Origin of the sequence: Streptomyces hirsutus, from assembly GCF_001418415.1 — a bacterium.
Classification (GTDB): Bacteria; Actinomycetota; Actinomycetes; order Streptomycetales; family Streptomycetaceae; genus Streptomyces; species Streptomyces hirsutus.
In genome coordinates, this window is the sequence record NZ_LIQT01000099.1 from 1 (window position 1) to 22002 (window position 22002).

The 22002-nt window shown below is 72.3% G+C and carries 20 protein-coding genes; 4 read left to right on the forward strand and 16 right to left on the reverse strand.

The features are described 5' to 3' along the window. From AOK11_RS08720 to AOK11_RS08745, 6 genes are all read right to left on the reverse strand, one after another. Positions 1 to 2124 (reverse strand): ATP-binding protein (locus AOK11_RS08720; protein ID WP_055593097.1); only part of this gene is annotated, 2124 nt, incomplete at its 3' end. Between the two features lie 236 nt (positions 2125 to 2360). Continuing rightward, positions 2361 to 2579 carry a hypothetical protein gene (locus AOK11_RS08725; RefSeq protein WP_420902976.1) on the reverse strand — a complete coding sequence of 73 codons (219 nt, stop codon included), beginning with the start codon at positions 2577 to 2579 and terminating at the stop codon, positions 2361 to 2363. Between the two features lie 195 nt (positions 2580 to 2774). After that, complete coding sequence (locus AOK11_RS08730; RefSeq protein ID WP_055593082.1) at positions 2775 to 3359, reverse strand: hypothetical protein; 585 nt, start codon at positions 3357 to 3359, stop codon at positions 2775 to 2777. 35 nt (positions 3360 to 3394) lie between these two features. Next, a complete protein-coding gene (locus AOK11_RS08735; RefSeq protein ID WP_055593083.1) occupies positions 3395 to 3964 on the reverse strand; it encodes a GNAT family N-acetyltransferase in 570 nt (189 codons plus the stop codon). Further along, entirely contained in the window at positions 3942 to 6188 is a 2247-nt protein-coding gene (locus tag AOK11_RS08740) for an MMPL family transporter (RefSeq protein ID WP_055593084.1), read from the reverse strand. Before AOK11_RS08740 ends, AOK11_RS08735 begins: the two co-directional genes overlap by 23 nt. 223 nt (positions 6189 to 6411) lie before the next feature. After that, positions 6412 to 6849, reverse strand: a complete 438-nt coding sequence (locus tag AOK11_RS08745; RefSeq protein ID WP_055593085.1) for a hypothetical protein — start codon at positions 6847 to 6849, stop codon at positions 6412 to 6414. A 188-nt stretch (positions 6850 to 7037) separates the two neighbouring features. On the opposite strand from AOK11_RS08745, the gene AOK11_RS08750 reads away from it, so the two are divergent. Beyond that, complete coding sequence (locus tag AOK11_RS08750) at positions 7038 to 7841, forward strand: SAM-dependent methyltransferase (protein ID WP_055593086.1); 804 nt, start codon at positions 7038 to 7040, stop codon at positions 7839 to 7841. A gap of 157 nt (positions 7842 to 7998) precedes the next feature. Here the strand turns inward: AOK11_RS08750 and gatB are convergent, their stop codons facing one another. The 9 genes from gatB to AOK11_RS08795 all read right to left on the reverse strand — a co-directional run bounded on the left by gatB (position 7999) and on the right by AOK11_RS08795 (position 18941). After that, positions 7999 to 9513, reverse strand: coding sequence for an Asp-tRNA(Asn)/Glu-tRNA(Gln) amidotransferase subunit GatB (gene gatB, locus AOK11_RS08755; protein WP_055593087.1), 1515 nt, complete (start codon positions 9511 to 9513; stop codon positions 7999 to 8001). Between the two features lie 15 nt (positions 9514 to 9528). After that, positions 9529 to 9768, reverse strand: a complete 240-nt coding sequence (locus AOK11_RS08760; RefSeq protein ID WP_055593088.1) for a hypothetical protein — start codon at positions 9766 to 9768, stop codon at positions 9529 to 9531. Then, the gene (gene gatA / locus AOK11_RS08765; RefSeq protein WP_055593089.1) at positions 9765 to 11258 is read right to left on the reverse strand and encodes an Asp-tRNA(Asn)/Glu-tRNA(Gln) amidotransferase subunit GatA; all 1494 of its coding nucleotides are present in this window, start codon (positions 11256 to 11258) and stop codon (positions 9765 to 9767) included. The genes AOK11_RS08760 and gatA overlap by 4 nt, the downstream gene beginning before the upstream one ends. Before the next feature lie 5 nt (positions 11259 to 11263). Further along, positions 11264 to 11560: an Asp-tRNA(Asn)/Glu-tRNA(Gln) amidotransferase subunit GatC gene (gene gatC, locus AOK11_RS08770; RefSeq protein ID WP_031117542.1), complete on the reverse strand. Its 297-nt coding sequence runs from the start codon at positions 11558 to 11560 to the stop codon at positions 11264 to 11266. Positions 11561 to 11734: 174 nt separating this feature from the next. Further along, complete coding sequence (locus AOK11_RS08775) at positions 11735 to 14083, reverse strand: putative bifunctional diguanylate cyclase/phosphodiesterase (RefSeq protein WP_055593090.1); 2349 nt, start codon at positions 14081 to 14083, stop codon at positions 11735 to 11737. Positions 14084 to 14354: 271 nt separating this feature from the next. Then, on the reverse strand, positions 14355 to 16550 hold the full coding sequence (ligA, locus tag AOK11_RS08780; protein ID WP_055593091.1) for an NAD-dependent DNA ligase LigA: 2196 nt from the start codon (positions 16548 to 16550) through the stop codon (positions 14355 to 14357). A gap of 14 nt (positions 16551 to 16564) precedes the next feature. Beyond that, positions 16565 to 17572, reverse strand: a complete 1008-nt coding sequence (locus AOK11_RS08785) for a methionine synthase (protein WP_079034713.1) — start codon at positions 17570 to 17572, stop codon at positions 16565 to 16567. 69 nt (positions 17573 to 17641) lie between these two features. Further along, positions 17642 to 18340, reverse strand: coding sequence for an SDR family oxidoreductase (locus tag AOK11_RS08790; RefSeq protein WP_079034714.1), 699 nt, complete (start codon positions 18338 to 18340; stop codon positions 17642 to 17644). A 61-nt stretch (positions 18341 to 18401) separates the two neighbouring features. Further along, entirely contained in the window at positions 18402 to 18941 is a 540-nt protein-coding gene (locus AOK11_RS08795) for an LOG family protein (RefSeq protein ID WP_055593093.1), read from the reverse strand. Between the two features lie 149 nt (positions 18942 to 19090). Between AOK11_RS08795 and AOK11_RS08800 the strand changes: the two genes are divergently transcribed. From AOK11_RS08800 to AOK11_RS08810, 3 genes are all read left to right on the forward strand, one after another. Further along, positions 19091 to 19432: a DUF427 domain-containing protein gene (locus tag AOK11_RS08800; RefSeq protein ID WP_055593094.1), complete on the forward strand. Its 342-nt coding sequence runs from the start codon at positions 19091 to 19093 to the stop codon at positions 19430 to 19432. A gap of 80 nt (positions 19433 to 19512) precedes the next feature. Beyond that, entirely contained in the window at positions 19513 to 20292 is a 780-nt protein-coding gene (locus AOK11_RS08805) for an alpha/beta fold hydrolase (protein ID WP_055593095.1), read from the forward strand. 42 nt (positions 20293 to 20334) lie between these two features. Then, entirely contained in the window at positions 20335 to 20781 is a 447-nt protein-coding gene (locus AOK11_RS08810; protein ID WP_420902977.1) for a hypothetical protein, read from the forward strand. 143 nt (positions 20782 to 20924) lie between these two features. Here AOK11_RS08810 and mnmA read toward each other — a convergent pair. Then, on the reverse strand, positions 20925 to 22002 hold a 1078-nt coding region (mnmA, locus tag AOK11_RS08815; protein ID WP_055593096.1), incomplete at its 5' end, for a tRNA 2-thiouridine(34) synthase MnmA.

Here is a 22002-nt window from a genome sequence, read left to right on the forward strand (position 1 = left end):
GGCGGCCTCGGCCGCCTCGTCCCAGTGGCCGAGGGAGTGGAGGGTCTCGGCGAGGTTGCCCCACACCCAGCCCTCCGAGTCCAGCAGGCCGAGTTCGCGGGTGACCCGCAGGCCTTCCCTCAGGAGTGCGGCCGCCTCCTGTGAGCGGCCGATGCCTTCAAGGGCGGACGGCAGGTTGATGTGGCTGCGGCCCACCACCGGGTCCACGCCCAGTTCGGTCGCCCGGTCCTTGACCTCGTACATCTCGGCGAGTCCGGCGTCGATGTCACCCGCGTCGACCTTGAGGCCGCCGAGCGTGAGCCGGGCGTTGAGCTCGATGTCGTGGGCGCCGACCATGCGCGCGTACTCGACGGCCCGTTCGGCGGCGGCCATGGCTTCGGGGCCCGGCTCGTGCAGCATGGACCAGTTGGCGGCGGAGGCGAGGACCTCGGCGTGCACCTCGGACGGGGGCAGGCCGCGCACCAGGTCCTGTGCGGTGCCGAGTTCGCTCCAGCCGTCACCGCGGGCGAGGGACTGGGTGAGCCGGGAGCGCTGGACCCAGAACCAGGCGGCGCGCAGCGGGTCCGGTTCCTCGTCCAGGACGCGCAGGGCCCTCTTGATGATCTTCATGGCGCGTTCGCGTTCCCCGCAGAGCCGCCCGGCGACGGCGGCCTCGGCCAGCAGGTCGAGGTAGTGCAGGGGGACCGCTCCGGCCGCCTCCGGGTCACCGCTTCGGGGCGCACCGGGCGGCGTACCGCGTCGTTGTGGCGGTGGGGGCGGGTAGGCCTCGGTGTAGGCGACCGGGCGCAGGACGGCCCGTACGGCGTCGGGGACGGCGTCCCACAGTTCCATCGCCCTTTCCAGCAGGCCCAGTTGCTCGGAGTAGGCGTGGCGTCTGCGGGCCTCGACGGAGGCGTCGAGGACGGCGGGCAGGGCCTTGGCGGCGTCGTGGGCGTGGTACCAGTAGCTGGCCAGACGGGTCACCCGTTCGTCGGCGGGGACGGGGGTGGGGTCGGCCTCCAGGGCTTCGGCGTAGCGGCGGTTGAGGCGGGAGCGTTCGCCGGGCAGCAGGTCGTCGCTGACGGCCTCGCGGACCAGGGAGTGGCGGAAGCGGTAGCCGTCGCGGTCGGGCGCGGGCGTGAGGATGCCGGCGTTCACCGTGGAGCGCAGGGCGCCGAGGAGGTCGTCCTCGGCGAGCCGGGCGACGGCGGCCAGCAGCCGGTGCTCGACGGTGGAGCCGCCCTCGGCGACGCACCGGACCACCTGCTGGGCGCTCTCGGGCAGGCTCTCGACCCTGACCAGGAGCAGGTCGCGCAGGGTGTCGGTGAGTCCGCTGCGGCAGCCCTCGGGGGAGGCGGCGGCGAGTTCCTCGATGAAGAAGGCGTTGCCGTCGGAGCGTTCGAAGATCTCGTCGACGTGGTCCGGTTCGGGTTCCCGGGCGAGGATGCCGGCGAGCTGGCGGCCGGCCTCCTCGCGGTTGAAGCGGCCGAGTTCGACGCGGTGGACCGTGCGCAGCCGGTCGAGTTCGGCGAGCAGGGGGCGCAGCGGGTGGCGGCGGTGGATGTCGTCGGACCGGTAGGTGGCGAGGACGACGAGGCGGCCGGTGCGCAGGGTGCGGAAGAGATAGGCGAGCAGGTGGCGGGTGGAGGCGTCGGCCCAGTGCAGGTCCTCCAGGGCGAGGACGACGGTGTGTTCGGCGGCGACGCGTTCCAGCAGCCGGGCGGTGAGCGCGAAGAGGCGGGCCATGCCGTGTTCGTCGCGCCGGGTCTCGGGGGCGGCGGGGCCGAGTTCGGGCAGCAGGCGGGCCAGTTCCTCCTCCTGTCCGGCGGCCGCGGCGGCGAGCCGGGCGGGGAGTTCGCGGCGCAGCCGGCGCAGTGCGGTGGAGAAGGGGGCGAAGGGCAGGCCGTCGGCGCCGATCTCGACGCAGCCGCCGAGCGCGACGACCGCGCCCCGGCCGGCGGCCGCGGTGGCGAACTCCTCGACGAGGCGGGTCTTGCCGACGCCCGCCTCGCCCCCGACGAGCAGCGCCTGCGGTTCGCCCGAGCCTGCGGCGGCGCGGGCGAGCGCGGTGTTCAGGATGTCGAGTTCAGCCGCACGGCCGACGAACACGGGGCTGACAGATCTGGTCTCCACGGCCCCGAGCATCGCACGCGGGTCCGCCGGCCCGGCATCGGTTTTCGCCGCCCAGGACGCCGCGGCGCGGTGCCCGTTCGGGGCCGGAACCGGCTGGGCGCCTCCGCTCCCGGGCTCGATGCGGCGCTCCGGCACCGGTTTCGTTCCGGCGGAACGGCGGCCGACCCCCGTACGGCCGCCGTCGCGCGTCAGGTCGCTCTTCCCCGTGCGGTCACCGCGGCCGGCGCTCCCCGTCCCCGCGGCGGGACTCATACCGCTCGGGCGAACCGGGGGCGGTGCGGGCGGCGGCTATGGCTCTCGTGCTCGGCGCCGCGTGCCTCGGTTTCACGGCGGGCGGCACGTGCGAGGCGGACGGCCTCGCGGGCCCTGCGCTCCTCGTCGGCCCGGCGGATGAGGTCGGCGGCGCGGTTCATGGCGATCTCGTACTCGTACATGGTGTGTTCCCTCGGGGAGTCGGTGTCTGGCATCGCCTTTCGCGATGCCTCCACCTTCGTCTCCCGGGCGGGCCGGCCACATCGGGAAAGTTCCGCATCTTCGGCGGCCCCGGGGCCTTAGGTACGCGTGAGGGGCCTTGGTCCGGTCATAAGGCGCTCGTGGCCGGACTAAGGCCCCTCGGGAACTGTGCGGATTCTCCCCGGTGTCCGCCGGGGGCCCGCGGCGGCTCAACCGGTCGCGGGCAGCCCCAGCAGCACGTTGGTGTACTTGAGGACGGCGAGCAGCAGCCCGATGACGCCGAGGGCGACACCGCCCCACGCGGCCGACTTGATCCAGGGCGCCTGCCCGGCGCCGGGCGTCCCGAACGCGGGCCGCGCGAGCACCACGACGCCGATGACCAGCGCGGTCAGCGCGAACAGGCCGCCCCACAGCGCGCTGGTCCGCCAGGCGTCGCCGTAGATCTCCTTGACCTGGGTGGCGACGGTCGAGTTCGCGGCCGTCTCCAGCTGGCCGACGAGGGTTTCGCGGGCGGCGGCCACCGTGCCGAGCCAGCTGCCGGTGAGCGAGACGACGCCGAGCCCGACGGAGACGATCGCCGCGGCGCCCTGTCCGACTCCTTGGGCACCCTGGGCCTCCGGTTCCGAGGGCGTGTCCGGCTCCGGCTCCCCGTCCGTCTCCGGTTCCGTGGTGCCGCTGTCGGTCACGTCGGCGTCAACGGCCGCCCCGGCCCCGGTCCCCCTCCTGTCCGCGCTGTTGTCCTCGCTGTTGTCCTCGGCCTTGGCCGCTTTCCCGGTCTCGGTCTTGGTACCCATGAGGCGCACCGTACGGACGCTCTCTGAGAAGCGCCTTAATGATCGCTGTGTGTCGCGCGGGCCTGCCGCCATTCGGGAGCCAGGACCGACCACACCTCCAGGTCGTGCCGTACGCCGTGGTGGAGGTGGGACTGGCGCCGTACCCCGTCGAGGGTCATGCCGAGCCGGCGGGCGATGTTGAGGCTGGGCCCGTTGCCGGCGGCGGCGACCCACTCCACGCGGTGGATGCCCCGCTGGTCGATCGCCCAGTCGATCAGCACCCGCATGGCGCGGGTGACGAGCCCGCGTCCGGTGGCGGCCGGTTCCAGCCAGCAGCCGACCTCGCAGGTGCCGTTGCCGGCGTCGAAGTTGAGCGTGAGCACCCCGCCCACGAGGGTGCCGTCCAGCCACAGGCCGTGCAGCGCGGCCGTGTCGGCGGCGCGGAGGTCGGCGTACCGCTGGAGGGCCTCCCGCGCGGTGGGCACGTCGACGGCCTTGGAGCCGAAGGGGACGTACTGGTTGATGAATTCCCGGCCCCGCTCCAGATGGGCGAGGAACTCCTCCGCGTGCCAGGGCTCCAGGGGACGCAGTTCGGATCCGTCGTCACCCAGTCGTATGGCGTACATCCGTCTTCCGTTCCTTCTCGGCCAGCACGTCCTCCACCTCGGCGTCGGTGGCGGCGGCCAGCCTCTCATGGGCGGCACGGCTCTCGGGCGGCTCGATGCTGATGCGCGGCAGGATCCGGTCCAGCCGGCGCGGCAGCCACCAGTTGGCGCCGCCGAGCAGATGCATGAGGGCGGGGACGAGCAGGGTCCGCAGGACGAAGGCGTCGAGGGCGACGGCGGCGGCGAGCGCGATGCCGAACATCGCGATCACGCGGTCGCCGGTCAGGACGAAGGCGAGGAAGACCGAGATCATGATGACGGCCGCGGAGTTGATCACCCGGCCGGTCTCGGCGAGGCCGACCCGTACCGCGCGCCGGTTGTCACCGGTCTCCAGCCATTCCTCGTACATCCGGCTGACCAGGAAGACCTGGTAGTCCATGGAGAGCCCGAAGAGGACCGACACCATGATCACGGGCAGGAAGGGTTCTATGGGGCCCGCGCTGCCGAGGCCCAGCAGTTCGCTGCCCCAGCCCCATTGGAAGATCGCCACGACCACGCCGAAGGCGGCGGCGACGGCGGCCACGTTCATCGCCGCGGCCTTGATCGGGATGGCGACGGACCGGAAGGCGAGCAGGAGCAGCAGACAGCCCAGGCCGATGACGACACCGACAAAAAGGGGCAGTTTGCCGATGATGACGTCGGCGAAGTCGTCGTAGCCGGCCGTCACGCCGCCGACCCGCACGTCGAGGGTCGTGCCGGCCTCGGCGCGCGGCAGTACGTCCTCGCGCAGCCGGTCGACCAGGTCGCTGGTCCGCTTCGACTGCGGGGAGGACTCCGGTACGACGGAGAGGTACGCGATGCGGCCGTCCGCGCTGTGGACCACCGGCCCGACGGACGCGACGCCCTCGGTCCCGCCCAGCACGGGGTCGATCCGGTCCAGGGCGAGCCGGTCGGCGGCGCCGTCCACCTCGGTCACGAGGGTGAGCGGGCCGTTGATGCCGGGGCCGAATCCGTCGGCGAGGAGGTCGTAGGCCTGGCGGGTGGTGGAGGTCTTCGGGTCGTTTCCCTGGTCGGACGTGCCGAGGTGCAGGGAGGAGGTGGGCAGCGCCAGGACCGCCATGACGGCCAGGGCGAGCACACCGAGCAGCTTGGGCCTGCGCTCCACGAACGCCGCCCAGCGGGCGGCGAAGCCGGTCGGCAGCTCCGGCTGCGGTCCGGTCTCGGCCAACCGGCGCCGTTCGCGGCGGCTGAGCGCGCGCATGCCGATGAGCGACAGCAGCGCGGGCAGCAGGGTGACGGAGGCGGCGACGGTCAGCACCACGGTGAGCGAGGCCGCGACGGCGACGCCGTTGAGGAAGTTCAGCCGGAGGATCAGCATGCCCAGCAGGGCGATGCACACGGTGGCCCCGGCGAAGACGACCGCGCGTCCGGTGGTGGCGACGGCCTCGGTGGCGGCCTCGGCGACGGACAGCCCGCGCTTCAGTCCGCGCCGGTGCCGGGTCACGATGAACAGCGCGTAGTCGATGCCGACGCCGAGTCCGATCAGCATGCCCAGCATCGGCGCGAAGTCGGCGACGGTCATGACGTGCCCGAGCAGCACGATCGAGGCGTATGCGGTGCCGACGCCGACCAGCGCGGTGGCGATGGGCAGCAGCGAGGCGGCGAGCGAGCCGAAGGCGAGGAAGAGGACGACGGCGGCGACCGCCACTCCGACGATCTCGGCGAGGTGCCCCTCGGGTGCCCCGGTCAGCGCGGCGGCGCTGCCCCCCAGTTCCACCTGGAGGCCGTCGGTCTGAGCGGCCTCGGCCGTCGCGAGCACGGCCGCCGCCTCGCCCTCGTCGATGTCCTTGGCCAGGTCGTCGAAGACGACGGTGGCGTAGGCGGTGCGGCCGTCCGCGCTGATCCCGCCGGTGCCGTCGTCCCCGTAGGGCCCGCTCACGGCGGCGACGCCGGGCAGGTCCTGTATGCGGTCCAGGGCGCGGGTCATGCTCTGTTCGACGTCGGAATCCAGGACGCTGCCGGACGGGGTGTGCCAGACGACGGTGTCGCTGTCGCCCGAGAGGGCCGGGAAGCCCTCCCGCAGCAGTTCGGTGGCGTACCCGGACTCGGTGCCGGGCACCTCGTAGTCGTTCGAGTACGCGTTTCCGGTTGCGAAGGCTCCGGCCGCGACCCCGCCGAGGGCGAGAAGCCACAGCAGAACGGTGATCAGACGGCGTCGGACACACCAGCGTGCGAGTGCTGTCACGAATCATGCTCCAGAGTGACTGTCGGGGGGATCTTTGGCCGGGAAAGTCGCTTGTGAACCGAACAGCCCGCAAAGAACATATGAGCAAGGAATTCACACTCTTCCAGCCCAAAATGATCGTTTGTTACGTTCGTGTGCTTATTCACAGTTCGCAGAATGGGAACTTTTGCGACAATCTTCCTGAATCCACCCTCGGACGTGAGGTCGCACACCCGTACCGGGGTCAGTCGAACTGGTCCCCCAGCGCCATCACCATCAGTCCCGCGATCAACAGCCACAGCGCCCTGCGGGTCCGTCCGCGCGAGCCCAGCACGGCGGCGAGTGCGCAGGCGCCGGCACCGCAGGCGTAGGCCGCCGGGACGAGGGCCGGGACGGAGCCGGTGAGGCGGAGCAGCGCCGCGGCCGCCCCGGCCAGGGTGAGTACGGCCCCGGCGCCGACCGCGGCCCACCGGGCCCGTCGGGCCCGGTGCGGGGTGTCGTCGTCGTGCTCGTCGTGCTCCCCGTGCTCCCCATGCTCGCCGTGCTCGCCGTGCTCCCCGTGCTCCCCGTGCCCGGCGCCTTCGGCATCGTCGCCGTGCCCGACGTCGTCGCCGTGCCCGGCGTCGTCGGCGTCGTCGGCGCGAGTGTCCGGGGACAGGTCGGAATCAGCGCGTCCGCTCATGGCGCGGGAGCGTATCGCCCCGGGCCAGGGAACGGGGATGCGGGGGTGCGCCTCACCTGCTAGCGTCCGTCGGTCCGACGTTCCGCGGCAGCTCGCCGCTCCGGCTGAAGCAGGTGCTTTGATGACGGTCCGCCCGATCTCCGACGCAGTCCTTTCCCCCTGCACGGCCCCAAGGAGCCCGTTCAACGATGTCGGACATCACACCGCACACCCCGCACGACGACCTCACTGACCGCCTCACCCTGCCCCGGTACCCGCGCAGCAGCGCCTACGACGCCCGCTGGACCGTCGAGAACACGATGGGCCCGCACCCCCTGTGGCTGCTGGAGTGGCTCGCCCCGGCCCTCGGCCTCGACACGCTGCGCCCCGGCGCACGCGTGCTCGACCTGGGCTGCGGACGCGCCATGACGTCCGTCTTCCTCGCCAGGGAGTACGACCTCCAGGTCACCGCGGCCGACCTGTGGATCAAGCCCGAGGAGAACGCGCGCCGCATCGCCGGGGCGGGCGTCGCCGACCGGGTGCTTCCGGTCCTCGCCGAGGCGCACGACCTTCCCTTCGGCGACGAGAGCTTCGACGCGATCGTCTCCATCGACGCGTACCAGTACTTCGGCACCGACGATCTGTACCTGCCGTCGCTGACCCGGCTGCTGAAGCCGGGCGGGCGGATCGGTGTCGTCGTCCCGGCGATGCGCGAGGAGATCGAGGGCAGCGAGCCGCCGGAGCACCTGAAGCCCTTCTGGGACCCCGCGTTCTGGTGCTTCCACACCCCCGGGTGGTGGCGGCGGCACTGGACCCGCAGCGGGGCCGTGGAGGTCGAGGCGGCCGACTGGCAGCCGGACGGCTGGCGGGACTGGCTGCTCTGGTGCGACGTCGTCGCCGAGGAGAGCACGGAGGAGTTCCACGTGCGGTCGAGCCGTGAGAGCGCACGGATGCTGCGCGTGGACGAGGGCCGCACGCTCGGCTTCGTCCGCGTGGTGGGGCGCCGGCCCTGACCTCGGGTCGGACCTGGCCTAGTGAGACACCGGCACCGACCGCGTGAAGCACCGGCGTCGGCCGTGCCACGGAGCCGACCGCACGGGAGAGGGGGACGCATCGAACCCGATGCGTCCCCCTCTTCACCCTCCCGTGCTCCCGTGCGGCGCCCGGGGCTCAGCCCTCGGCGACGCCCAGCTGCTGAAGGATCAGCTCCTTGACGCGGGCCGCGTCCGCCTGACCGCGGGTGGCCTTCATCACCGCGCCGACCAGCGCGCCGGCCGCCGCGACCTTGCCGCCGCGGATCTTGTCCGCGACGCCCGGGTTGCCGGCGATGGCCTCCTCCACGGCGGCGGTGAGCGCGCCGTCGTCGGAGACGACCTTCAGACCGCGCCGGTCGACCACCTCGTCCGGGGTGCCCTCGCCCGCGAGGACGCCCTCGATGACCTGACGGGCCAGCTTGTCGTTCAGGTCGCCGGAGGCCACCAGCGCGGTGACGCGGGCGACCTGCTCCGGCGTGATCGCCAGCTCGTCGAGCGTCTTGGCGGACTCGTTGGCACTGCGGGCGAGTTCGCCCATCCACCACTTGCGGGCGGAGGCCGCGTCCGCGCCGGCGTCGATCGTCGCGACGATCAGGTCCAGCGCACCGGCGTTGAGGATCGCCTGCATGTCGGTGCCGGAGATCCCCCACTCCTCGCGGAGCCGGTTGCGGCGCACCAGCGGCAGCTCGGGCAGCCCGGCGCGCAGTTCCTCGACCCACTCGCGGGACGGGGCGACGGGGACCAGGTCGGGCTCCGGGAAGTACCGGTAGTCCTCGGCCTCCTCCTTCACGCGGCCGGAGGTCGTCGACCCCGTGTCCTCGTGGAAGTGCCGGGTCTCCTGGATGATCGTCCCGCCGTCGTTCAGCACGGCGGCGTGCCGCTGGATCTCGAAGCGGGCCGCGCGCTCCACGGACCGCAGCGAGTTGACGTTCTTCGTCTCCGAGCGGGTGCCGAACTTCTCCCGGCCGTGCGGGCGCAGCGACAGGTTGACGTCGCAGCGCATCTGGCCCATCTCCATCCGGGCCTCGGACACACCGAGCGCCCGGATGAGCTCGCGCAGTTCACGCACGTAGGCGCGCGCGACCTCGGGGGCCCGCTCGCCCGCTCCCTCGATCGGCTTGGTGACGATCTCGATCAGCGGGATGCCGGCCCGGTTGTAGTCGAGCAGGGAGTGGGACGCGCCGTGGATGCGGCCGGTGGCGCCGCCGACGTGCGTCGACTTGCCGGTGTCCTCCTCCATGTGGGCGCGCTCGATGTCCACGCGGAAGGTCTCGCCGTCCTCCAGCTGCACGTCGAGGTAGCCGTTGAAGGCGATCGGCTCGTCGTACTGGGAGGTCTGGAAGTTCTTCGGCATGTCCGGATAGAAGTAGTTCTTCCGGGCGAAGCGGCACCACTCGGCGATCTCGCAGTTCAGCGCGAGACCGATCTTGATGGCGGACTCGACGCCGATCGCATTGACGACCGGAAGCGCGCCCGGCATGCCGAGACAGATGGGGCAGGTCTGGGTGTTCGGGTCGGCGCCGAGCGTGGTCGAGCAGCCGCAGAACATCTTGGTCCTGGTGCCGAGTTCGACATGGACCTCGAGGCCCATGACGGGGTCGTACGACGCGAGTGCGTCCTCGTACGACACCAGGTCGGTCGTGGTGGTCACGGTGTAACTTCCCTCTCAGCCCAGCAGGACGTCGTCGTCGCCCAGCCGCTTCAGCTCGCGGTACAGGATGGCGAGGCCCGTGACGATCGCGACGGCGGACACGGTGGCGTCGATCAGGACCAGGGTGTCCTTCTCGTGCCGCGCCTTCTTGACGCGCTTGGCGACGCCGAGCGCGCCGAACGCGGTGGCGGCCATGGACAGATACGTACCGGACCGGGACTTCTTGAAGCCCTTGGCCTTGGTCAGTGCGCTCACAGCGACGGAGCCTCCTCGATCAGCGGGTGGCCCCACTTTTCCACGAAGGCCGCCTCGACGGCTGCACCCACCTTGTAGAGGCGGTCGTCCTTCATGACCGGGGCGATGATCTGCAGTCCGACCGGCAGGTTGTCCTCAGGCGCGAGGCCGCAGGGCAGCGACATGGCCGCGTTGCCGGCCAGGTTGGTCGGAATGGTGCACAGGTCGGCGAGGTACATCGCCATCGGGTCGTCGGCGCGCTCGCCGATCGCGAAGGCGGTGGTCGGGGTCGTCGGGGAGACGATCACGTCGACCTGCTCGAACGCCTTGTCGAAGTCCTGCTTGATCAGCGTACGGACCTTCTGGGCGCTGCCGTAGTACGCGTCGTAGTAGCCGGAGCTGAGCGCGTACGTACCGAGCATGATGCGGCGCTTGACCTCGGGGCCGAAGCCGGCCTCGCGGGTCAGCGAGGTGACCTCCTCGGCGGAGTGCGTGCCGTCGTCGCCGGTCCGCAGGCCGTAGCGCAGGCCGTCGAAGCGGGCGAGGTTGGAGGAGCACTCGGACGGGGCGATCAGGTAGTACGCCGACAGCGCGAGGTCGAAGGACGGGCAGTCCAGTTCGACGATCTCGGCACCGAGTCCCTTCAGCAGCTCGACGGACTCGTCGAACCGCTGGATGACGCCGGCCTGGTAGCCCTCGCCGCGGAACTGCTTGACGACACCGACGCGCATGCCGGCGACCGAGCCGTTGCGGGCGGCCTCGACGACCGGCGGGACCGGGGCGTCGATGGAGGTGGAGTCGAGCGGGTCGTGCCCGGCGATGACCTCGTGCAGCAGGGCCGCGTCCAGGACCGTGCGGGCGCAGGGGCCGCCCTGGTCGAGGGAGGAGGAGAACGCCACCATGCCGTAACGCGAGACCGCGCCGTACGTCGGCTTCACGCCGACCGTGCCGGTGACGGAGGCCGGCTGGCGGATGGAGCCGCCGGTGTCGGTGCCGATGGCGAGGGGGGCCTGGAAGGAGGCGAGCGCGGCGCTCGACCCGCCGCCGGAGCCACCGGGGATCTTGGTCAGGTCCCAGGGGTTGCCGGTCGGTCCGTAGGCGCTGTTCTCGGTCGACGACCCCATGGCGAACTCGTCCATGTTGGTCTTGCCGAGGATGACGACGTCGGCGGCCTTGAGCCGCTTGGTGAGCGTCGCGTCGTACGGCGGGATCCAGCCCTCGAGGAGCTTGGAGCCGACGGTGGTCGGGATGCCCTCGGTGGTGAAGATGTCCTTGAGCGCGAGGGGAACGCCGGCCAGCGGGCCGAGCTTCTCCCCCTTGGCGCGCTTCTCGTCGACGGCGCGGGCCTGGGCGAGGGCGCCCTCGCGGTCGACGTGCAGGAAGGCGTGCACCTTCTCGTCGACGGCCTCGATCCGGGCCAGGTGGGCCTCGGTGACCTGGACGGCCGTGAGCTCGCCGGAGGCGATCCTCGCGGCGGTCTCGGCCGCGGTGAGCTTGATGATGTCGATCATGCGATTCAGTCCTCCCCCAGGATCTGCGGCACCTTGAAACGCTGCTGCTCCTGGGCCGGGGCGCCGGAGAGCGCCTGCTCGGGGGTGAGCGAGGGACGGACCTCGTCCGGGCGCATGACGTTCGTCAGCGGGAGCGGGTGCGAGGTCGGCGGTACGTCTTGGTCGGCGACCTCGCTGACGCGGGCGACCGCGCCGATGATGTCGTCGAGCTGGCCTGCGAAGTGGTCGAGCTCTTCGGGCTTCAGCTCCAGACGCGCCAGCCGGGCGAGGTGGGCGACCTCCTCGCGCGTAATGCCAGGCATGCAGCGTTCCTCTGGGGTGAGTGTGCGGTTCGGGCTAGGGCCTGTCGTCGCGTCCCGGGCCAGGCGTGGCGCGGCGGGCGGGGAGGTGACGACAGGCCCCAATCCTATGGGGCGCGGCCCCGTACCCGTGAAACGGTTTCCCCGCACCCCCCGAATGCGGGGCGCCCCATGGGTTCAGGCCGGGTGGCCGGAGTCGTCGGCGGCCACTGCCGGGAGGGCGGCTGCCGGGCGCTGCCAGCCGCGGGAGCCGCGGGCGAGGAGCCAGGCCGTGGCTTCGGCGGGCGGCATCGCGGCCGCGACCAGCCAGCCCTGGACGGCGTCGCATCCGAGGTCGCGCAGGCGTTCCCAGGTCTCGTCGTCCTCGACGCCCTCGGCGACGACGAGCAGTCCGAGCGAGTGGGCGAGGTCGACGGTGCAGCGCACGATCTCGGCGTCCTCGGCGTCGACGGCCAGCCGGGCCACGAACGAGCGGTCGATCTTCAGCTCGCTGACGGGCAGCCGCCGCAGGTGCACGAGGGAGGAGTAGCCGGTGCCGAAGTCGTCCAGGGACATCCGCACGCCGTGCCCGGTGAGGGCGTTCAGGGTGTCGGCGGCGCGCTGCGGGTCCTCCAGGAGGACGTGCTCGGTGATCTCCAGCTGGAGGGCCCCCGCCGGGACGCCGTGCCGGGCCAGCCGGGCCGCGACGGAGCCGGCGAAGCCGGGGATGTGGACGTCGCGCGGGGAGACGTTGACCGCGACCGGCACGAACAGGCCCTGCGCACGCCACTCGGCGACCTGGCCGAGCGCGGTCTCCAGCACGTACTCGGTGAGGTGCGGCATCAGCCCGGAGGACTCGGCGATCGCTATGAACTCGTCCGGCGGCACCCTGCCGCGCTCCGGGTGCACCCAGCGGACCAGGGCCTCCAGGCCCGCGACCTGTCCGTCGAAGCGGACCTTGGGCTGGTAGTGGAGCTGGACCTCGTGGGCGTCCAGGGCCCGGCGCAGGTCGCCCAGGAGTCCCAGCCGGTCGGGGGTGTTGGAGTCCCGCTTGGACTCGTAGACCTCGACGCCCGTACGGTCCCGCTTGGCCTGGTACATCGCCACGTCCGCGCGCCGCAGCAGGCCCTCCGCGTCGAGGGCGTGGTCGGGGAAGACGGCGACGCCCGCGCTGGCCTCCAGCACGAGGGTGAGGCCGTCGAGGTCGAGGGGCGAGCTGAGGGCGGACACCAGGCTGCGGGCGACCCGGGTCGCGGACGTGGTGGAGTCGGAGACCGGCAGTAAGACGGCGAACTCGTCGCCGCCGAGCCGCGCGGCCTCCGCCCCGCGCGGCAGGGCCAGTCTCAGCCGGTCGGCGATCTGGAGCAGCAGCCGGTCACCCGCGAGATGACCAAGAGTGTCATTGACCGATCGGAACCGGTCGAGGTCGATCAGCATGAGGGTGGGGCGGGCGTCCGCGCGCTCGGCGTCGTCCAACGCGGTCCAGATGCGCTCGAGGAGCCACTGGCGGTTGGGCAGCCCGGTCAGCGGATCGCGCAACTGCTCCTCCGCGCGGGCCCTGGCGATCCACAGCATGGAGTCGAGCGCGATCAGCGGGATGGCGAACAGCGGCAGGACGATCGGCCGGGCGTCGGCGACCACGCAGATCAGCGGCGCTATGCCGAGGAGCGCCACCGCGACCAGGCCCTGTCTGACCAGGGCGGTGCGGGCGACCGTGGGCAGTCCGCCCCGCGGGACGTGCAGGTACCAGTAGAGGGTGCGGGTGACCGCGAGATACGCGGCGGCGACCAGCACCACCTCGAAGGCGGTGTGCAGACCCCAACGGTCCGGGGTCGAGGGCGACTCGACGGACGGTACGGACCCGCACAGGGCCAGCACCAGCGCGCCGGCGCCGATGCCGAGCAGGTCCACCGCGCCGTGCAGGATGCCCTGCCGCCAGCGGCCCCGCCGGGCCACGCCGACCAGCACGACCACGGTGAGGCTGACCATGCCGGCCGGGACCCAGCCGTAGAGCAGCAGCACGGCGAGGGTGACCGCGGCGCCCGAGCCGGTGCCGCCCCACCAGCGGGAGCGGCCCAGCATCACCAGGTGGCCGACGACGATCCCGGTCAGTACGGCCAGGGACCAGCCGACGCGGCCGGACGGGAAGAGCGCGTGACCGCCGGTGAACGCTCCCAGGACACCGGCGCCGAGCACGAACGCGGCCGCCGAGACGACCGCCGTGGGCAGCGCGGGCCAGGAGAGGTGCCGTTCCGCGTGCGCTTCGGACAGGCCCGGGCCGTCCGAGGACAGTCCGGTGGAGAGCCGGGGTGCCCCGGGACCCCGCCCGGCTCCCGGCTGTCCTGCCGCCGGCTGCCCCGCGGCCTGTCTTCCGGTGCCGCGCACGCCCCGGGGACGCGCCTCCGCGGTGCGCGCACCGGGGCGTCCCGATGCGCCCGCAGGCCCCGCGGGCCGTCCTGTCCCACGTCCGCGTCGCCGTACGGCCGCCATGCGGCGCAGGCCCCGGCGCAGCCGTGAGCCCGGGGCGGCGCTCTCGGTGGGTTCCATTCCCGTCCCTCTCACAGCCGGCGGTGCCCACGCCACGCGGCTCGATGCCTGACAACCCCCGGCGGCTCCGTGAGGGAAAGCCCTTTCACCGTGCCGCCACGAACATGGGGATGCCCCGACCGCAGCTGGGCACGGCGGGCGCACCTCCCAACAGTAGGCTGCGGAGGGCTTCCAGGGGCACCGGTCGCCGACGGTTGCCCGAATGCGCCCCAGCCACCCGTATCCATCTGGTATGCGCCGATCGAGTGGCCTTTCACCTGCTGTTCCCCGACTACTCCTCGACGGGCAGCGCCACGGCGGCCGCCGCCTCCGGCCCCTCGTCGAGCAGGACGGTGAAGCCCTCCTCGTTCAGAACCGGCACCTTGAGCTGCATCGCCTTGTCGTGCTTCGACCCCGGGTTGTCGCCCACGACGACGAAGGACGTCTTCTTCGAGACCGAACCGGTCACCTTCGCTCCCCGGCTCTGCAGCGCCTCCTTCGCGCCGTCCCGGGTGAAATGCTCCAGGGTGCCGGTCACCACGACCGTCAGCCCCGCCAGCGGACGCGGGCCCTCCTCCTCGCCGGCCCCCTCGTCCTCCATGCGGACACCGGCCGCCCGCCATTTGCGGATGATCTCGCGGTGCCACTCCTCGGCGAACCACTGCTTGACCGAGGCGGCGATGATGCCGCCGACGCCCTCCGTGTCGGCCAGTTCCTTCTCGGTGGCCTGCTCGATCCGGTCGACGGACCGGAACTCCCGGGCCAGCGCCTCCGCCGCGACCGGGCCGACGTGCCGGATCGACAGCCCGGTGAGGATCCGGGCGAGCGGACGCTCCTTGGCCGCCGCGATGTTCGCCAGCATCGCCACCGCGTTCTTGCGCGGCTCGCCCTCCTGGTTGGCGAAGACGGTGGCGGTCTTCTCCTCGCCCGTCTTCGGGTCCCGCTTGGGCAGCCCGCTGTCCTGGTCGAGGACGTACGCCCTGATGGGCAGCAACTGCTCGATGGTGAGGTCGAACAGGTCGCCCTCGTCCTTCAGCGGCGGCTCCGCGGGTTCCAACGGCCGGGTGAGCGCCGCGGCGGCGACATAGCCGAAGTGCTCGATGTCCAGCGCCTTGCGGCCCGCGAGGTAGAACAGGCGCTCCCGCAACTGGGCGGGGCAGGCACGGGCGTTGGGGCAGCGCAGGTCGACGTCGCCCTCCTTCATCGGCCGCAGCGGCGTACCGCACTCCGGGCATTCGGCCGGCATGACGAAGGCGTGCTCGCTGCCGTCGCGCAGGTCGGCGACCGGGCCGAGGATCTCCGGGATGACGTCACCGGCCTTGCGCAGCACCACCGTGTCCCCGATGAGGATGCCTTTGGCCTTGACCACGTCCTGGTTGTGCAGCGTGGCGAACTCGACCTCGGAACCGGCCACGGTGACCGGCTCGACCTGCGCGTACGGGGTGACCCTGCCCGTACGGCCCACGCCCACACGGATGTTGACGAGCTTGGTGTTGACCTCCTCGGGCGCGTACTTGTACGCGATGGCCCAGCGCGGTGCGCGCGAGGTGGAGCCGAGGCGGCCCTGGAGCGGGATCTCGTCGAGCTTGACCACCACGCCGTCGATCTCGTGCGCCACGGAGTGCCGGTGCTCGCCGTAGTGCGCGATGAACTCCCGTACGCCTTCGAGGCCGTCGACCACACGGTTGTGCTCGGAGGTGGGCAGGCCCCAGGATTTCAGCAGGTCGTACGCCTCGGAGAGGCGGGCGAGGCCCTCGAAGCCCTCCAGGGCGCCGATGCCGTGGACGACCATGTGCAGGGGGCGGGTGGCGGTGACGCGCGGGTCCTTCTGGCGCAGCGAACCGGCCGCCGCGTTGCGCGGGTTGGCGAAGGGTTTGTCACCGGCCTCCACCAGGCGGGCGTTGAGGCCCTGGAACTCCTCCATCGGGAAGAAGACCTCGCCGCGGATCTCCACGAGGGCGGGCACCCCGTCGCCCTTCAGGCGGTCCGGGATCTCGGCGATGGTCCGTACGTTGGGCGTGATGTCCTCGCCGGTGCGGCCGTCGCCGCGGGTCGCCGCGCGGACCAGGCGCCCGTGCTCGTAGGTGAGGTTGACGGCGAGGCCGTCGACCTTCAGCTCGCACAGGAAGTGGAACTCCTGTGCGCCCAGCTCCCGGTGGATGCGCTCGACCCAGGCGGCGAGGTCGTCGTCGTTGAAGGTGTTGTCGAGGGAGAGCATGCGGGAGCGGTGCTGGACGGAGGTGAACTCCGTCTCGTACGCCCCGGCGACCTTCTGGGTCGGGGAGTCGGGGGTGCGCAGTGCGGGGTACTGCTCCTCCAGCGCCTCCAGTTCGCGCAGCAGCCGGTCGAACTCGGCGTCGCTGACGACGGGCGCGTCGTTCACGTAGTACCGGAAGCGGTGCTCCTCGATCTGCTCGGCGAGCCGGGCGTGCCGCTCCCGCGCCTTCGCCGGCACACTCGTCGTCTCCGCCTGCTGGTCACCCGCCACCGTGTGTCCTTCCGTCACTCTGGGTTGTCCGCGAGGGATCTCGCCGCCCGGACGCAGTGTGCGGAGGCGGTGCGCGCGTACTCCGGGGAGGCCCCCGCGAGTCCGCACGCCGGGGTGACCGTGACCGCCTCCGTGAGGAGGCCCGGCCGCAGCCCCAGCCTGCGCCACAGCGTTCTGACCCCCATGACGCTACCGGCAGGGTCCGACAACGGGCCGTCCGTCCCCGGCACGACACCGGTGAACAGCCGGGTGCCGCTCTCGACCGCTTCCCCGATCGTCTCGTCGTCACGTTCGGTGAGGAGCGAGAAGTCGAAGGAGACCGCCTGCGCTCCCGCCCGTCTCAGCAGGGCGAACGGGACGTCCGGCGCGCACGAGTGGACCACGACCGGGCCGGCGTCGTGCACCCCGAACACGTCCCTCAGTCCGGACTCGACGAATTGCCGGTCCACCGCGCGGTGGGTGCGGTAGCCGCTGGCGCTGCGCACCCGGCCGCGCAGGACGTCGGTGAGGGAGGGTTCGTCGAGCTGGAGGACGAGCCGCGCGCCGGGCACGCGCCGGCTCACCTCGGCGAGGTGCAGGCGCAGCCCTTCGGCGAGCGAGGCGGCGAGGTCCCGGCAGGCGCCGGGGTCGGAGAGGGCCACCTCGCCGTTGCGCAGCTCCAGCTGGGCGGCGAGCGTCCAGGGGCCGACGGCCTGCACCTTCAGCGGGCCCTCGTACCCCTGGGTGTACTCCTCCAGCGCGTCGAGGTCCTGGCCGAGCCAGGAGCGGGCCCGCTTGGTGTCGCGTCCGGGCCGGTCCCCGATCCGCCAGCCGCTGGGCTCCACGCGCGCGTACAGCTCGACGAGCATCCCGGCGGTCCGGCCGATCATGTCCGCGCCGGGTCCCCGGGCGGGCAGTTCGGGCAGGAAGGGAAAGTCCTCGAAGCTTCCGGTGACGGTCTTGACGGCCTCGAGGACGTCCCCGCCCGGCATCGACCCGACCCCGGTCGCGGCCCCGAACCTGAACTGGCTGTTTTCGCTCACCCCCGAAGCGTACGGAACGGGTGGGGAGGACGGTGCTCCGGTGGGGCCGTCGGGCGTGCGTCCGGGAGTTCAGCGCCCCGGCCGCACCGTCAGGTCGTTGACCTCCGCGTCCCGGGGCAGGTCGAGGGCCGTGAGGAGGGTGGTGGCGACCGACTCGGGGTCGATCCACCGGCCGGGGTCGTAGTCCTTGCCCTCCTGCTGGTGCACCTTGGCCTGCATGGGACTGGCGGTGCGGCCGGGGTAGACCGAGGTGACGCGGACGCCGTTGCCGTGCTCCTCCTCGCGCAGGGAGTCGGCGAGTGCCTTGAGGCCGTGCTTGGAGGCCGCGTAGGCGCCCCACCGGGCGTGGGCGCTCAGGCCCGCGCCGGAGTTGACGAAGACCACGTGTCCGCGGCTCGCGCGCAGCTGGGGCAGGAAGTGCCGGGTGAGTTCGGCGGGGGCGACGAGGTTGACGTCGAGCTGGTGCCGCCAGCTCTTCGGGGTCAGCTCGCCGATCTCGCCGAGGTCGACGACGCCGGCGATGTGCAGCAGGGAGTCCACCCGGTCCGGGAGGGACTGGTGGGAGAAGGCCCAGCTGAGCCGGTCGGGGTCGGCCAGGTCGCCGACGAGGGTCCGCGCGCCGGGGAACTCGGCCGCCAGTTCCTTCGCGCGCCCCGCCGAACGTGCGTGCAGGACGAGTTCGTCCCCGCGCGCGTGCAGCCGGCGGGCGACGGCCGCGCCGATGCCGGAGCCCGCTCCGGTGATCACATGTGTAGGCATGCCCGCCATGCTCGCATCATCACGCGGCCGGGGAGTGGCCCGGGTTCTCCCGTGGAGGACCCGGACCGGGTCACTCGATGCCCTGGCTCTCCTCGAGGTACGCCAGTGCCCCGACGGGCTCCTCGGCGAAGAACACCAGGTCGGTGAGGGCGCGGGGCAGGAAGCCCTCGTCCTCCATCCGCCGGAACTGGGTCTTGAGGCCGTCGTAGAAGCCCGCGCTGTTCAGCAGGACCACCGGCTTGTCCGTGTGCCCGTGCTTCTTCAGCTCGAGGATCTCGGTGGCCTCGTCGAGCGTGCCGGTGCCGCCCACCATGACGACCACCGCGTCGGCCTTCTCGAGGAGCAGGCGCTTGCGCTCCGCCAGGTCCCGGGCGACGATCATCTCGTCGGCGCCCTCGCGGGCCTTCGCCGCCAGGAACTCCACGGAGACGCCGAGGAGCCGGCCGCCCGCCTCCTGCACCCCGTCGGCGACGACCTTCATCAGGCCGACGTCGGAACCGCCCCACACCAGGGTGTGGCCGCCCTTGCCGAGCAGCTCGGCGAACTCCCGCGCGGGGCGCGTGTACCGCTCGTCCAGATCGGCGGCGGAGAGAAAGACACAGATGTTCACGGCCCCAGGGTACGGGGCCGGTCCGGCGGGGAGGGGAAGAATGCGGCTTCGGCGGACGCTGCACTGTTCGGGGTTCGGACCGGCCGGCGTCCGGCCTGCCTCGCCGACCCGGACGACCTCATGACCCGGCTGACCGAGGAGCGTGGACCATGACCGGAGGACACCGCATCACCGTCGAGCGGAGCGACCGGCCCGTGCGTGTGGTGCACGGCGGGGAGGTCCTGGCCGAGAGCGACCAGGCGCTGGTGCTGCGCGAGACGGGCTTGCCCGCGCGGTACTACATCCCGCCGGAGGACGTACGGCTCGACCTGCTGACCCCGTCCGACACCCGCACCCACTGCCCCTTCAAGGGCACCGCGTCCTACTGGTCGCGCCCGGACGCGCCCGATCTCGTATGGGCGTACCCGGACCCGAAACCGGACGTCGCCGGTATCAAGGACCACCTGTGCTTCTACGAAGTGGACGTCCAAGGAGACCCGGAAGCCCGATGATCGGATAGAAGGGTTGCGGTCGTCGGACGCGCGGCCCGCCTCACCGACGATCGGGCCGCGGTACGGCAGTCTGTGGGGATATGGACAAGAACATCGTTTCGCGCGACGGCACCCTCATCGCCCACGAGAGCGCCGGACGGGGTTCCGTGGTCGTCCTCGTCAGCGGCGCGATGTCGACGGGCGCCACGGTGGCACCGCTGGCCGCCCCGCTCTCGGAGCGGTTCCGGGTCGTCGTGTACGACCGCCGGGGCCGCGGCGCGAGCGGGGACCGGACGCCGTACGCGGTGGAACGCGAGATCGAGGACCTGGCGGCGCTGATCGGGGCGGCGGGCGGGGAGGCGTCGCTGTACGGCGTCTCCTCGGGCGGCGCGCTGGCGCTGCGCGCGGCGGCGAGCGGTCTGCCGGTGCGCCATGTCGCCGTGTACGAGACGCCGTACGCCATGTCCGAGGAGGACCTGAGGGAACGCGCGCGGTACACCGAGCGCCTGACGGAGGCACTGCGTGAAGGGCGCCGCGGGGACGCGGTGGAGCTCTTCCTGCGTCTCACCGGGCTGAGCGAGGCGGTGATCCAGGGCGCCCGGCAGTCCCCCCTGTGGGCCGGCATGGAGTCGATCGCGCCGAGCCTCGCGTACGACGACGCGGTCATGGGGGACGGCGGCGTCCCGGTGAAGCTGCTGGCGTCGGTCCCCGTACCGGTGCTGTCCATCGCGGGCGACGCGAGCCCGGCCTGGATGCGCGAGGCCGCCCGGGCGATCGCGGACGCCGTCCCCCGGGGCACCTGCCGTACCCTGCCCGGCCAGACCCACATGGTCGAACCGGACGTGCTGGCCCCGGTGTTGGCGGAGTTCTTCGCGCGGTGAGGTGCGGGGCGGCTCCTCCCCCACGGCTCCTGCGGAAACGGCGTGGCAGCCGGACGTGGCGGGTCGGTACGGTCCGGCCCTCCGGCCGGCCGTCTCCGCGGCTTTCGACGTTCAGGAGCGAGGTCGACGACCGGCCGACGGGCGACGACGACTCCGTGGCGTCCGACCGGACCGAAGGAGCCGGAGCCGCTCGGGCAGCCGGGGCGGCGGGCCTGGCCGCCCCGGCTGCCCGAGCGGCCGTTCTTCCCTCCCGTGCTCGACGGGGACTACGCGATCAGGATCGCCCGGGACTGGAACGTGAAGCACGACGGTGCCGGATTCGTCACCCGGTTCGAGGTCGAGTCGGAGTTCCTCACCCGGTATCCCGTCCAGCGGGCGGGCGGGCGGACCCTCCTCGAACTGTGGGTTCCGGCAGAGGAACTCGACGAGTTCAACGCCCACACCGTGGGTGAGATCGAATTCGTCCACGAGTTCACCGCGGCACCGTGACCATCGCGCGCGTCCAGAGGAAGCACTCCTGCCCGAAGGCGTGAACACTCCGGCCCCCCATGCCATTTTGACGCTCAGATGAGCGCAAAAGTGGCATTCGTTCGCCGACTGCTCACGTCTTCGGGCAGGGACCGCGCCTCGGATCAGACCCTCGTGGGCGTCTTCGTCGTGCGGGACGTCGTGGCGATGGTGGCGGAGCCGACGACCCGGGTGCCGGCGTAGAGGACGATCGCCTGGCCGGGGGCCACTCCGCGGACCGGCTCCTTGAACGACACCTCCAGGATGCCGTCGACGAGTTCGGCGGTGACCTCGGTCTCGCCGCCGTGGGCGCGGAGCTGGGCGGTGTAGGTGCCGGGGCCGGTCGGGGCGGCTCCGCACCAGCGGGGCTCGATCGCGGTGAGCGCGCCGACGTCGAGGGAGTCCGCGGGGCCGACGGTGACCGTGTTGGTCACCGGGGAGATGTCGAGGACGTAGCGGGGCTTACCGTCGGGGGCGGGGGTGCCGATCCGCAGGCCCTTGCGCTGGCCGATGGTGAAGCCGTGGGCACCCTCGTGCGTGCCGACCTTGGCGCCGGACTCGTCGACGATGTCGCCCTCGGCCCGGCCCAGCCGGTTCGCGAGGAAGCCCTGGGTGTCACCGTCGGCGATGAAGCAGATGTCGTGCGAGTCGGGCTTCTTGGCCACCGCCAGTCCCCTGCGCTCGGCCTCCGCGCGGATCTCGTCCTTGGTGGTGACCGTGTCGCCGAGCGGGAACATCGCGTGGGCGAGCTGCCGGTCGTCCAGCACGCCGAGGACGTACGACTGGTCCTTGGCCATGTCGGAGGCGCGGTGCAGTTCGCGCGTGCCGTCGGACAGGGTGACCACGCGCGCGTAGTGGCCGGTGGCCACGGCGTCGAAGCCCAGGGCCAGGGCCTTGTCCAGCAGCGCGGCGAACTTGATCTTCTCGTTGCAGCGCAGGCACGGGTTGGGGGTGCGGCCGGCCTCGTACTCGGCGACGAAGTTCTCCACGACGTCCTCGCGGAAGCGGTCGGCGAGGTCCCACACGTAGAACGGGATGCCGATGACGTCCGCGGCGCGGCGGGCGTCGCGCGAGTCCTCGATGGTGCAGCAGCCCCGCGCGCCCGTGCGGAAGGATTGGGGGTTCGCGGAGAGCGCGAGGTGGACGCCGGTCACGTCGTGACCCGCCTCGGCGGCACGGGCCGCGGCGACGGCGGAGTCGACG